The organism is Ferruginibacter profundus (genome assembly GCF_054783275.1).
This window is the reverse complement of sequence record NZ_BAAGQW010000001.1, coordinates 64,229-77,219: the sequence shown is the minus strand read 5'-3', so window position 1 is coordinate 77,219 and position 12,991 is coordinate 64,229. Positions and strand designations below refer to the sequence as shown.

Below are 12,991 nucleotides of genomic sequence, written 5' to 3'. Positions count from 1 at the left end.
CTGCTTTATTTTCCTGCAAAAAAACAGGTATAAATACGGAAGAGAATTTCATTTCTTTTTTCCACTTTTACAGATGCGTTTATAAATGTTTTTGCCCGTCTTTAAACCTTCTGTTATGAAAAAATATTTTTGCAGGATACTCTTGCCGGCAGCATTGCTATTTTGTACAACCGGTTTATTTGCCCAGTTTCTTCCCGATTCAGTAAAGCTCAGGGTGGTCATCATCAGGCATGGCGAAAAACCCGGCAAAGGTGATAACCTTAACTGCATGGGATTAAACCGGGCACTGGCATTGCCCGCAGTGCTGGATACGGTTACCGGCAGGCCCGATTATACTTATGTACCCACCATCAGCACCGGAAAAAAAACCAGCAGTGTGCGCATGTTTCAAACTGTTACACCTTTTGCAATAAAAGACAGCCTCACCATCAACAGCCATTATGAAGAAACCGCCACCGACAGCGTAGCCAAAGATGTACTTAAAAAAAGAGGCATGGTACTGATGGTTTGGGAACATAGTAATATTCCTCCCCTGGCAAAAGCATTGGTGGGTAAAAAACATGCCGGCATTATCGGGGGCTGGAACAAGCTGGATTTCGACAGCATCTGGACCATAGATTTTAAATTATCAAAAAAAGGCAACCTCACTTTTTGCAGGTATGCAACAGGGCAGGAAAATATTTTTCCTTCGCCGGATTGCAGATAATCTTATCTCTGTCATTCACATAATACTGAAGGCTATTTACCTTAGCCACAACTCCCGCCTGCTGTAAGCCTGGCTGTTGCAGACCATTAACCGGCCAGGCCGGCATTTTTCATTTTTGATGCTTATCTTCAGTAAAATATTTTATCGCAGGTTATTAAAGTAGTGCTATACCATGACAGTTAATATTGAAAACGGGCAAGACATTATTGACATACTTAGCGATGGATTTGTAACCTGTTTAAAAATACAAAAGCCTGTTGCTGCTGATTGGTACGATTACGCAGGCTCTGCAGGTAAATACTATTCACTTACCACCGATTTTGAACCTGTTGCTAAAAAATTTAATGAGGTGTTGATAAAAGGCAACGACACTGCAATACTGCAGGCGGTTGCTGATTTTTTAAACCTGTTCAACTCAGGTGAATATACTGTTGTCGTCAGCAGGGAAAAAAGAACGGACTATCAATTGCATTATGAATATGGCACAGCACACAATTCAAAGCATTTTACCTATGGTTACTACAACCCCGGTGGCGATAATTTAATGTTTACACAATTACATTCCGCTATAAATAAAAAAAGAGTAAAAGAGTATGAAGAAAGTATCTTTTACGGTCAAAGACCTAAGGCAGTTGTATTCCAGGCTTATTTTAATGACCGGGGTACGTATGCCGATGGCTCTACCTGGATGAATACCGTTGACAGTCCTATGTTTATTTTAGACGGGCACCATAAACTATTGGCTTACCAAAACCTGGGCATAGATCCTGAATTGGTGATCATTACCAAAGAGAGAATGGCTAAAGTTGAATTTGCAAAATATAAACAGGAGCTATTTTTTGAGTATGAATATTTTTTGACAGATCATTGCAGGCAGCATATCATCAGCCATATACCCAAACTGTTAACAGGCGATACTCCTGCTGCTAAAAATTATAACCTTCAGCTGGATAAGTACTTAAGTTCCCCGGGAAGAATTGAAACAGAAGTGCTGGAGCTTTTAAAAACAGCCGCTGTAAGTGATGAAAAAGCCAGCCTCAACTGGTTTTATGAAAGACTTGAAGCCATTAAAGCAAAAGATTTTGAAAAAGGAAACCTGTGGCTGCAATACTTTGAACACACGAACGAGTACCCGAAGGGTATCTGGAACGGTATATCCATAAAATCACAAGCTGACTTTGCTGACTGGGTTATAAAAATGTTTGGCAAAAGTATTGACGAAATAAAAAATAACCTGCAGCCTTAAAATTGTTAAACAATTATTTTTTTACACATGAAATACCTCTTTACACTTTTACTCCTTTCCTTTTCGCTCCCTTCTTTTCAAAGTAACAGGCAAATATTTAATGACTTTCACCTTGCATTTGAGCAGTCTGATTTTGAAAAAATGGATGGATTACTAACAGAAGATTTCAGTTTACTGCAGGATGGAAAAGTAAGCAGTAATAAAACAGAGTACCTGAAATATATGATGAACTGGAACAAGGCTTTTAATACCAAATGGAATGTGGTATCGGTGGAAGAAGCAGGACAACAGGTAAAAAGTATAGAATACGACTCCGATATTTTCAATGATCATTTTTACGGTGATAAAATGAAATTCAAATACACCTACTCCTTTGATAAAAACAAACTGAAAAGCATTGCCGTTGATACTTTACCCGGGACTGCAAAATTAAGAGCCATATTTGATGAACGGTTTCGTAAATTTTATAACTGGGTATATTTTAACTTCCCCGGTAAATTACAATATTTAAACCAGGGCGATAAACAATCGGCACTTAAAGAAAAAGAGTTGCTGGAGAAATACCTGCTGTCTTTAAAATAAGAGCAGCAGCAGATAAAACAGTAAGTTTACAAGACCAAAAAGAGGTTAGTGCTCATTTATGACTATCACCACTACTGAATATATCAACCAATTAGCGTTTGATTATTTTAAAACTTACTCCTTTCAAAGAAAAGGCATTTATGAGCTGTTGAATACTCTGAATAAAAAAAGGTTGGCAGGCATTGCGCTTACTAAGGCAGAAGCGGAAACGTGCAGCACTTTAAGAAAAACGATAGCAAACTCTGACACTACAGGAATTTTTACTGAGTCAGGCACACTGAATGCTACAGCAGAAAAGATTGCTGTAATTACTAAAGAGAAGGCATCTTTTTCATCACTTATAGAAATATTACGTACCGAAATTGAAGAAGAAGTGCTTTGGGTATGTGCCCCGGTTTACAGGGATGCAATATTATTTTATTCAAAGAATAATGAACTTGTTAATGGCATACATATTTGTTTTGAATGCGACAGGATTGAATCGATACATGGCGAACATATTGCAACCGATTTTAAAACTTTCAAATATTTAAAACAGCTACTCCTGCAACTCGGGCATCCCATTGAAGATCCGGGGTATTTTAAAGCAGACGAAATATTAAAAACTATTGAACGAAATAAAAATAAATAATAACCTCTTTCTAAATTTATTGTAATGAAAAAAAGTATTTTCCTGGTCATTGTTTTTATTATGGCAACAGTTGCTGCGGTAATGGCACAAACTGCCAACCCCATTGCAGAAAAAACAAAACGCATGAAACTGTACAAGGGTTTTATTGATTTTTACCGGGACGACAGTACAGGCAAAGTGTGGCTGCAGCTGGATAAATTTGATACCGAAATTTTATACCAAACCGCATTGCCGGCCGGCTTAGGCTCCAATGATGTTGGGTTAGACAGGGGCATTATGGGCACTACCTATATTGTAAAATTCAGCCGTGTGGGCAATAAAATTTTAATGACAGAACCTAATTATGCCTATCGTGCGGTTACCGGTGATGCTGCCGAAAAAAGGGCCGTGGCGCAGTCTTTTGCACAATCCACTATCTGGGGATTTACTGTAGCCGCAGAAAAAGGCGATACCGTACTGGTGGACGCCACCGAATTTTTATTACGCGATGCCCTGCAGGTGAGCAATGTTTTACAAAACAGTAAGCAAGGGTCTTATGCCATTGATGCTTCCCGCAGTGCGATGTACCTGGCACGTACCAAAAATTTTCCGTTGAATACAGAGTTTGAAACTACCGTAACTTTTGTAAATAAAGATGGCCGGCCGGGTAATTATGTTACTGCTGTTACACCTGCGCCGGAGGCCATAACACTGCGTATGCACCACTCGTTTGTGCAGCTGCCCGACAGCAACTACCAGCCAAGGCTATACGATGCCCGTTCCCCGTATATACCCACCTCCTATTTTGATTACAGCACACCGGTAACTGAACCGATACAGAAAAACTATATTATCAGGCACCGCCTGCAAAAGAAAGACCCCACGGCAGCAAGAAGCGAAGCGGTGAACCCGATTGTGTATTACCTGGATAACGGCACACCCGAACCTATACGCAGTGCTTTACTGGAAGGTGCCCAGTGGTGGAACCAGGCTTTTGAAGCAGCCGGTTATATCAATGCCTTCCAGGTAAAAATCTTGCCTGATACTGCCGACCCGATGGACCTTCGTTATAACATGATCAACTGGGTACATCGTTCCACCAGGGGCTGGAGTTTTGGTAATGCGGTAGTAGACCCAAGAACCGGGGAAATAATTAAAGGCAATGTAACCCTGGGATCTTTGCGTGTGCGGCAGGATTATATGATCGCACAGGGTTTATTAGCGCCTTTTGAAAACGGCGAATTACCGGCAGATAATAAAATGCTGCAAATGGCACTGCAACGTTTAAAACAATTGGCCGCACATGAAGTGGGCCATACCCTGGGCCTGATGCACAATTATATTTCCAGCGCACAAAACAGGGCCAGTGTTATGGATTATCCGCCACCGTTAGTAACACTAAATAATAATGGCGATATTGACCTCAGTAATGCCTACACCAACCAGATAGGCGATTGGGATAAAGTAAGTATTGCTTTTGGTTACCAGGATTTTGCCAAAGGTGCTGATGAAGCGAAGGAACTGAATACTATTTTATCTGCTGCTGCAAAAAAAGGGCTTACATTTATTTCTGACCGTGATGCCCGTGACCCGGGTGGCCTGCATCCCAATGCTCATCTCTGGGATAATGGCAAAGACCCGGTAACAGAATTGAAGACTGTTTTGAAAGTAAGAGCCAAAGCCTTATCGCAATTTGGTGAAAACAATATCCGTAAAGGAACACCGATGGCCATGCTGGAAGATGTGCTGGTACCCATTTATCTTTTTCACCGTTACCAGGTAGAGGCAGTTACCAAAGAAGTGGGCGGCATGTATTATTCTTATGCCATACGTGGTGATGGACAGGTGATCACACAAGCGCTTACAAAAGCAGATCAGTTAAATGCATTGCAGGCAGTTATTGATTGTATAGATCCCCGGATATTAGCCTTGCCGGAAAGCATCATTAAATTAATTCCGCCACGCCCTGCAGGCTTTGGCTATACCAGGGAATTGTTTAACAGGCGTACAGGACTGGCTTTCGATCCGCTTGCTGCAGCAGAAGCAGCGGCTGATATGCCGCTCTCATTTTTATTCAACAGCAGCCGCCTGAACAGGATGGCACAATTCCAGGCAGAAAATAACGGATTGGGTATTGATGAGATGATAACACAATTAATGGCGAAGACATGGAAAGCCGCCAGGTTAAAAGGTTTGGAAGGACTGATACAAAAACAGAATGAACAATTACTGCTTACCTATTTGCTTGCTGTTTCTGTAAACGATGATGCTTCGTTTGCTACTAAATCGCAAATGCTCAGTGCTATCGAGGATATTAAAAAATACGCCACGGCACAATTAAAAACCAATACAGATAATACTTACAAAGGGTATTTGCTGTTGACATTGGAAAGAATAAAAGCACCTGAAAAAGCAAAACCCACATTACATGAAGCAGCGCCTCCGGGTTCGCCGATAGGTTGTGATGCCGAGGAGTATTGAATAAAATATTATACCGCTCGCCCTGGTTGTGTGAAACGGGCCTGGATTACACTATTGCTAATGGCCTGTTAGACACGAGCCAGGGTGAATTAAAGTAAAATAGTAAGTTTGTAATTCACTGACATAATCTTTCATTTAAAATGAGCGCTATGCAATTTTTATCCCTCGCCCCTTTTATTCCTTCGGGCAGCAATTTTGAGCGTGCCAAACAATTCTTTGCAGCATTAGGTTTCAATATTACCTGGGATGGTGGTGGTTACGCAGGTTTTGAAAGCGGTGAATGCAAATTTATTTTACAGGATTATAACGATAAAGCATTTGCAGAAAACCTGATGCTGACTGTAAAAGTGGATGATGTGACATCATTCAGAAATTCGGTGATCGAGAAACAATTACCGGAAAAATTTGGCATTAAGTTAGGCGCCATTACACAACAACCTTATGGTAAGGAAGTGAACATCATTGATATGGCAGGCGTTTGCTGGCATTTCGTACAATAATTAAAAGCCTGCTGACTCCTTTTACCCTGGCTTTAATATTTTTTTATGGAATAATGTCCGTACCGCATCTGTTCACCAAATGTTGATTCCGAAAAACTATACGGCATGAGAAGTATTGCATTTCTACTATCTTACCAGTAACAAAATAGCCTGTCTGCCTTGATTCGTAAGTTCTCCACCAGGATGAATACCAATACAGGCATTACATTTTTGATCAAAAAATATTTTTATACTCCCATAATCAATCCCGGATGAAGAAAATTTCAATGCTTTGTATCGCAACAATAATTTTTGTTTGCACCACCGTTGCCCAAACTGCATTTGACAGAAATAAAATTGCAGATTTTTTTCAGAACCAGCAATATGAAGATGCTATCAATTACTTAACACCATTATTGGATGCTGGTCCTAAAGATATTTCATTACTCGGGTACATGGGTTACGCTAATTATATGAACGATAATGAAAATGCTGCGGAAAAATATTACCGGCAGATTTTCGATATCGATTCTGTAAATATTGCTGCTATCAGTTACCTGGCTATTTTAACTAAAATTGAAAACCCCGGCGAATCCCTATCTTTTTACCGGCGCCTCGTTAACCTGCAACCGGCACGGGCCAGTCATTACAGGAATATAGGCGAACTATTAAAAAGAAAGCAACCTGATTCTGCACTTATTTTCTACAACACCGCTTACCAGCTATTACCAACAGATCAAAAAAACAGCCTCGGTTTTGCTGAAGTTTTAATTGACAATAAAACTTTTGTAAAAGCAGACAGTATTATAGCTGTTGCTTTACAAAAAGATTCTTTAAATATTCCATTTTTAAAATTAGCAATACGTTCAGCTTATAATTCGGGCAACTATCAAAATGTGATAGTACCGGGTGAAAGACTGGTAAGGCTTAATGATCCTGCTTTAACGGCATTAACTCAAATCGCATTGTCTTACTACAGTTTAAAGTTGTATACTGATTGTATCAGGATTTGTGATTACATGGATCAACAGGGCATTGCCAATGAAAGAATTTTATACTACGAAGCAAAAGCATGGGGCCAGTTAAAAGAATTAAACAAGAGCAATACCTTGCTGAAAACCTGCATCAGCATGGCCATTTCAAAAGACGCAGAAACTTATTATTACAACATGGCACAGAATTATGAGTCGCTTAAGCAATATAAGAATGCTGTTGCTGACTATGATACGGCCTATTATATTTTTAAGCATCCCATAATGAAATATAATTGCGGCCGCATTTATGAGCTCAGTTTAAAAGACAGTTTGCTTGCCCGTAAATATTATACCGAATACCTTTCGAAGGCTGATCCAAAAGATGCAGAAGAAAAAAAGGCCTACGAATATGTGCAATCGAAATGGGGGAAAGCAGGCAAACTAAAAAAATGACTGCAGAGTATAATGCCTGGTAGTATCGATCAGCAATGGAGACGCAGTTAAAATAACGGGTATCCGTTTACAAAATAGTACCTGCCGTTTAATAACCGTTTTGTTCTACAGCATGCCATTCCGTCTTTCTTTGCAAAAAAAAACAATGGTGAAGAAAATAATATTTGCGGTGCTGCTAACGATGTACTCAGCCCTTACCTATGCACAAAGCAATGCAAAAGATTACCTGAAGGTGCCGGGCCCGGTTGTTTTTGCTAACCAATCCTTTCACCTGGATTGGAGCTCCCATCCTGCTGTTAATTTTTATAAACAGGAATACCTTACTAAGAATGACACTGCAGGTAAATACAAAACAATGTTGCTGATGGATGTTATTACCGGCGATAAAAACCTTAAAGATGTTGTGGCAGAAAAAATAAACTCACTTAAAAATTTAAAAGCCACCAATCCATTGGTTAGCTACGAAAGTTTTGGCAATGCCGCAGCGGGTGAATATATGCTGGATTTTGTTTTAACCGCTAATACCACTGATGGCAAACAGCTGAGCATTGCAGAAAGAAATGTATACCGTTATAAAACCTTTACTGATAAAGACGGCACAAAGGGTGTTCTTCTGTTTGGTGTAAGCACAAGGGCCTATGGTAAAGATATCAGCAGTTTTTTTGCTTCATTAAAAACAAACAGATCGCAATTGGTAAACCTGGTGGCAAAATATACGATGCCGGAAATAAAGGTGGGTAAATAAATTTAAAGCCGGGGAAACAGTACCCGTAAGGAAAAACATTATCTTTAGTACATAAAAATGTACTGCTTGAATTGTAAAAGAATTTTTATAGTAATACTAATTACGACAATTACTGTATTCCATTCCTGCACTGATACAGCAAAAGAAAAAACCCCATCCTTATATGTAAACCCGGCCCCGGTTGACCTTACTGCACAACTGGACAGTATTCAGCAAAAAGATTCGCAATCAGTTTTATTTATTAAGCTGAGCCTGTTGAATAAAACGGTTGTTCCCCTTAGCTATTACTCAATGACCTGCTCGTGGACTACAGGCATTACCTGCGACAATAAAGACATTACCCCGAATCAAAACATTTGTTTTTCAAACTGGTGGATAAAAGAAATTATTGCACCGGCACAAAGCCACAATTATTTTTTAACTGCGGTAACAAAAGGCGATCAGCTGAAAAAAAATTTCCGGATCGGTTTTAATGTGGTCACTGATGTGGTGAATGATGTTGACAGTATTGCGCATGCGCTATCCGATATGAAACACGTGGTGTGGAGTAATGTAATTCAACCGGCGCATTAATTGCGGGACTTCGTTTTACAGTTATGCCACTGCTAATGCCAGTTCTGAAAAAGATATTTTTATAGCATTGGCTGTAGCGGTTGAAACGGTATGCTCAACTGTACCATTGTAAGATTGTGCCATCTCAAATAATAAACTGTTGAACACTTCCTTACTCACTTCATTAAACCCAAGTACCGGGCCGTCATCCTCAATTAAAATTTCAAAAGGCATACCTGTTTGTATGGTAATGGTAACGGTGGTAATATCTTTTTTATCGGCCAGTACTTTTAACCATTGTTCAATAATGCGTATGGCAGCAATGGCTTTATCACCGGTATAAGCAGTTTTTTTACCTGTAATTTTAGTGCGTATTGAAAATGAAAAGGTACCTGCCACTCTTTCTATAAATTCTTTCACCAGTTCTTCTGCCGGGATAAAATTCATAGCAGGTGGTGTAATAGCATAAGAAAGATCACGTATACCGGTAAGTACTTTACTCAATTCTTCCTGAGCAGTTTTCCAATGTTGCGAATCCTGTATACCTGAATCAGCTGCCATTTTCAGAAATATCATTGCCGAGGCCAGTGATTGCGCCAGTTCTTCATGCAGGCTGTAGGCTATTTCCTTTTTATTAACTTCCTGTGCCAGTATTACCCTGCTGATAGTTTTACTTTTTACTGCGATCATTTCTGCGGCACGTTTGCGGATGAGCAGATTTTTCTTACGCAACTCCAGTAATTTAGTAACCTGGTTAGATAAAATTTTCAATGCCCTAGCCTGCTCCGGCAACAATTTACGGGGCTGATTATCGATGATACAGATCGTTCCCAGTTTATAGCCCGCTGTTGATACGATCGGCGCACCGGCATAAAAACGAACCTTGTGTTCACCACTTACAAGCGGATTGTCAAAAAAACGATCGTCCCTTGCAGCATCTTCTACTTCCATTACCTCATCCTGCAATATGGCATGAGCACAAAAAGCAATATCCCTTGCTGTACCATTATCCAACCATCCTTTTTTTGCTTTAAACCATTGCTGGTTTTTATCCACTAAGCTGATCAGGGAAATAGGGCAATTACAAATCTGCGCCGCCAGTTCTACCAGTTCAGTAAAATCAGTTTCTTCGGTGCTATCGATTATTTCGTAAGACGCCAGGTCGATAAGTCGTAGTTCTTCGTCAGGAGGTAATTCAGCAATGATCATGATACAGGATTTTAATTCTCAGTTTACCAATTAAGATAATCAACTGCAAAGGTGCAACTATTCCTTATTTGATCTACGTATTAGTTGTTAAAAAAAAGATCTACTACAGCATTTTCGAATTACTACTACCCACTGCGCTGGCATATATAATTTTATATAACAGTAATGCATGCAGTATACCTGGCAGCACAGGACATTGCTATTGTAAAATTACCGGGAAGATAAAAATTACCGGCAGCCGGAATTGATTTGTAGAAAAACTAAAGTATTTTAGCAATTGCAGCAAAATGCATTTAATCTATAATAATGATGACATCGGCGCCATATCCAAAAGTATATTTATACCGGCGTATTGTGCAGGCCAAGCTTTTTATTGATGATCATTATACAGAGCCTATCGATCTTGATAATATTTCAGACGAAGCTTATTTTTCTAAATTTCATTTTATCCGGTTGTTCAAAAAAATATATGGTAAAACACCGCACCAGTATTTAACCGTGGTAAGATTAGATAAGGCCATGGCCCTGTTAAAAAACGGCACTCCTGTTACCGCAGCCTGTTATGCTGTCGGGTTCGAAAGCCTCTCTTCTTTCAGCGGCCTTTTTAAACGTACGGTTGGCTGTTCCCCTTCTGATTACCTGGTACAACAACAACTTCTCCAAAAACAATTGCTGCAAACGCCTTTAAAATTTGTTCCCGGATGCTTTACCACAAAACATGGCTGGGCAAAAAACAGCAATTTTGGAGAAGTCGCATTGTAATGCATTCTTCATCTTTGTTACTCATCAATAATTATTACCATCATGATCTCAAAACTGACACATGTATGCGTTTATGTGCTTAACCAGGACAGCGCCTACGATTTTTATGTAAACAAACTCGGGTTTAAAGTACATACAGATGCCCCCATGGGTAAAGATGCCCGCTGGCTCACTGTTTGCGCTCCCGATGATCCGGGACTGGAGATCACTTTATTTTTGATTGCCGAAGGTGGGCCATTCAGTAAAGCAACGGCAGAAACAATGAAGGAACTGGTACAAAAAGGAACTTTCGGATGTGGCGTATTTACCTGCAAAGATATTTTTGCCACTTATGAAGAACTGAAAGCAAAGGGAGTAGAATTTACCAAAGCGCCAACAAAAGAATTTTATGGTACTGAAGCTCTTTTTAAAGATGATTCAGGCAACTGGTTTTCTTTAGCCCAGTTAGAATAAAAAACCAGTTATGATATACCCTTTTTGAATTGTTGTACAAAATCATAAAAAGATATGAAAACTGTATTTGACGAAAGTACAAGAACTGAATTGATCAACAGGATAAATTCACTTAATGAAAACAGCACTGCTCAATGGGGCCAAATGAATGTGTACCAGATGCTGAAACATTGCACCCTGTGGGATGAATGGGTTACCGGCAGGGATACTACAAAATATCCCCGGGCATTCCTAGGCCGCCTTATCGGGAGAATGGCATTGAAGAGTATTACAAAAGATGAAACACCGATACAACGCAATGCCATTTCCCTGCAGGCATTTATCATAAAAGAAACACAAGGTGATGTTGAAGCCGAAAAAAAGAAATGGATAGCACTGATTGCATCCTATGCTCATTTTTCAAACCACGATTTTGTACATACATTTTTTGGAAAGATGACAACTGAACAAGTTGGTTATTTTGCCTACAAACATACCGATCATCATTTACGGCAGTTTAATAGTTAGAAAGGAGCTGTCCTGTCTATTAAAAAATGCAGTACAGGCAATAGCGTTTCTCCAAAAACTTTCAAGTGTAGCCTGACCATTTAAAACAAAAAAACTCCGCCTGTAAAATCCGGGCAATCCTGATTCAACTTTTTCAATTCTTCCTTGTTACTCTTCCTGTTATTTCCATTCTTAATAACCGCCATAAAACATGGAAATTATTTACATCGCAAATATCATCGTTGCCGGATGGATCAGTATCACATCAATATTTAATCCTAAACTTGCTGCAGCAACCATATTTCAACATGCCTATCCCCATACAGAGATTACCAGGCTTACAGGTTGCCTTTGGCTTTCCATTGCTGTTATTTCTTTTTTGGGGCTCTGGCAACCGCTCACATTTGCACCTATACTGCTGGTACAACTGATTTATAAATCTGCCTGGCTTTTATTTGTTGCATTACCGGCCCTGAAACATAAACAACGTTATCCTGCTGCAATGGCTTTATTTTTTTTGGTGTGGGTAATAGCTTTACCTTTTTTTATACCCTGGAGCGAATGGATAAAGTGAGTACCGTTTTTTAAATACAACAGTAGTTGAACTTCATTATAGCGTAGCCAATTTAAAAATATGAAAATCAAACCTGAAGAATTACCTGCACAACATTACACCCTCCTCGCCAGGCTCGAGCACCATAACATCATTCCTTTTGTAAGGACTTACATAAAAAAGAAAACCCGGTTCGCTATAATTTATTATACCTGCAATAGTATTCCGGTATTGTTACTGTTTTTCTTTTCTTACAGGTATCATACTACTCCCGGGTTTACAATTATCAATTGCATCAATCATTTTTGTTACGGACTTGCTATCGCCATTGCATTAGTGCCTTTGCATGAGTATATTCATGTGCTGGCATATAAATCGCAAGGCGCAAAACAAACTTCGTATGACAGCAACCTGAAAAAATTCTATTTTATGGCCATTGCCGACCAGTTTGTTGCCAACAGAAAGGAATTTCAAATTGTAGCACTGGCTCCTTTTGTATGTATTTCTTCTATTTTGATAGTGGCATTATTTTTCTGCGGCCCCTTATGGAGTTACACTATCACCGGAATATTACTTACACATACGGCTTGTTGCTCAGGAGATTTTGCCCTGTTGAGTTTTTTTGATTTTTATAAAGACAAGGACCTGGTTACATATGATGATAAAGCGAATAAGGTTTCTTATTTTTTTGCCCGGTAAA

Annotated in this window: 15 protein-coding genes; 14 read left to right on the top strand and 1 reads right to left on the bottom strand. The window is 39.5% G+C overall.

Features of this window, described 5'->3' with window-relative positions; translation table 11 throughout:
* Positions 1 to 115 precede the first annotated feature (115 nt).
* The 9 genes from ACYVM0_RS00285 to ACYVM0_RS00245 all read left to right on the top strand — a co-directional run bounded on the left by ACYVM0_RS00285 (position 116) and on the right by ACYVM0_RS00245 (position 8,849).
* Positions 116 to 706, top strand: coding sequence for a histidine phosphatase family protein (locus tag ACYVM0_RS00285; RefSeq protein WP_460550707.1), 591 nt, complete (start codon positions 116 to 118; stop codon positions 704 to 706).
* 172 nt (positions 707 to 878) lie between these two features.
* Positions 879 to 1,952: a hypothetical protein gene (locus tag ACYVM0_RS00280; RefSeq protein WP_460550704.1), complete on the top strand. Its 1,074-nt coding sequence runs from the start codon at positions 879 to 881 to the stop codon at positions 1,950 to 1,952.
* 27 nt (positions 1,953 to 1,979) lie between these two features.
* Complete coding sequence (locus tag ACYVM0_RS00275; RefSeq protein ID WP_460550701.1) at positions 1,980 to 2,534, top strand: nuclear transport factor 2 family protein; 555 nt, start codon at positions 1,980 to 1,982, stop codon at positions 2,532 to 2,534.
* A gap of 58 nt (positions 2,535 to 2,592) precedes the next feature.
* The gene (locus ACYVM0_RS00270) at positions 2,593 to 3,165 is read left to right on the top strand and encodes a hypothetical protein (RefSeq protein ID WP_460550698.1); all 573 of its coding nucleotides are present in this window, start codon (positions 2,593 to 2,595) and stop codon (positions 3,163 to 3,165) included.
* A 24-nt stretch (positions 3,166 to 3,189) separates the two neighbouring features.
* Entirely contained in the window at positions 3,190 to 5,625 is a 2,436-nt protein-coding gene (locus tag ACYVM0_RS00265; protein ID WP_460550695.1) for a zinc-dependent metalloprotease, read from the top strand.
* A 149-nt stretch (positions 5,626 to 5,774) separates the two neighbouring features.
* Positions 5,775 to 6,125: a VOC family protein gene (locus ACYVM0_RS00260; RefSeq protein WP_460550692.1), complete on the top strand. Its 351-nt coding sequence runs from the start codon at positions 5,775 to 5,777 to the stop codon at positions 6,123 to 6,125.
* A 251-nt stretch (positions 6,126 to 6,376) separates the two neighbouring features.
* The gene (locus ACYVM0_RS00255) at positions 6,377 to 7,531 is read left to right on the top strand and encodes a tetratricopeptide repeat protein (RefSeq protein ID WP_460550689.1); all 1,155 of its coding nucleotides are present in this window, start codon (positions 6,377 to 6,379) and stop codon (positions 7,529 to 7,531) included.
* 145 nt (positions 7,532 to 7,676) lie between these two features.
* Positions 7,677 to 8,276 (top strand): hypothetical protein, encoded by a 600-nt coding sequence (locus tag ACYVM0_RS00250; protein WP_460550686.1) that lies wholly within the window; start codon positions 7,677 to 7,679, stop codon positions 8,274 to 8,276.
* Positions 8,277 to 8,342: 66 nt separating this feature from the next.
* Positions 8,343 to 8,849, top strand: coding sequence for a hypothetical protein (locus tag ACYVM0_RS00245; protein ID WP_460550683.1), 507 nt, complete (start codon positions 8,343 to 8,345; stop codon positions 8,847 to 8,849).
* A gap of 21 nt (positions 8,850 to 8,870) precedes the next feature.
* Here ACYVM0_RS00245 and ACYVM0_RS00240 read toward each other — a convergent pair whose 3' ends face one another.
* The gene (locus ACYVM0_RS00240; protein WP_460550680.1) at positions 8,871 to 10,037 is read right to left on the bottom strand and encodes a GAF domain-containing protein; all 1,167 of its coding nucleotides are present in this window, start codon (positions 10,035 to 10,037) and stop codon (positions 8,871 to 8,873) included.
* A 306-nt stretch (positions 10,038 to 10,343) separates the two neighbouring features.
* Here ACYVM0_RS00240 and ACYVM0_RS00235 point away from each other — a divergent pair, with 306 nt between their 5' ends.
* The 5 genes from ACYVM0_RS00235 to ACYVM0_RS00215 all read left to right on the top strand — a co-directional run bounded on the left by ACYVM0_RS00235 (position 10,344) and on the right by ACYVM0_RS00215 (position 12,990).
* A complete protein-coding gene (locus ACYVM0_RS00235; protein WP_460550677.1) occupies positions 10,344 to 10,799 on the top strand; it encodes an AraC family transcriptional regulator in 456 nt (151 codons plus the stop codon).
* 42 nt (positions 10,800 to 10,841) lie between these two features.
* Positions 10,842 to 11,252, top strand: coding sequence for a VOC family protein (locus ACYVM0_RS00230; RefSeq protein WP_460550674.1), 411 nt, complete (start codon positions 10,842 to 10,844; stop codon positions 11,250 to 11,252).
* A gap of 54 nt (positions 11,253 to 11,306) precedes the next feature.
* Positions 11,307 to 11,759: a DinB family protein gene (locus ACYVM0_RS00225; RefSeq protein ID WP_460550671.1), complete on the top strand. Its 453-nt coding sequence runs from the start codon at positions 11,307 to 11,309 to the stop codon at positions 11,757 to 11,759.
* Positions 11,760 to 11,949: 190 nt separating this feature from the next.
* Positions 11,950 to 12,312 (top strand): hypothetical protein, encoded by a 363-nt coding sequence (locus tag ACYVM0_RS00220; protein WP_460550668.1) that lies wholly within the window; start codon positions 11,950 to 11,952, stop codon positions 12,310 to 12,312.
* A gap of 60 nt (positions 12,313 to 12,372) precedes the next feature.
* Positions 12,373 to 12,990, top strand: a complete 618-nt coding sequence (locus ACYVM0_RS00215) for a DUF3267 domain-containing protein (RefSeq protein ID WP_460550665.1) — start codon at positions 12,373 to 12,375, stop codon at positions 12,988 to 12,990.
* Position 12,991 lies beyond the last annotated feature (1 nt).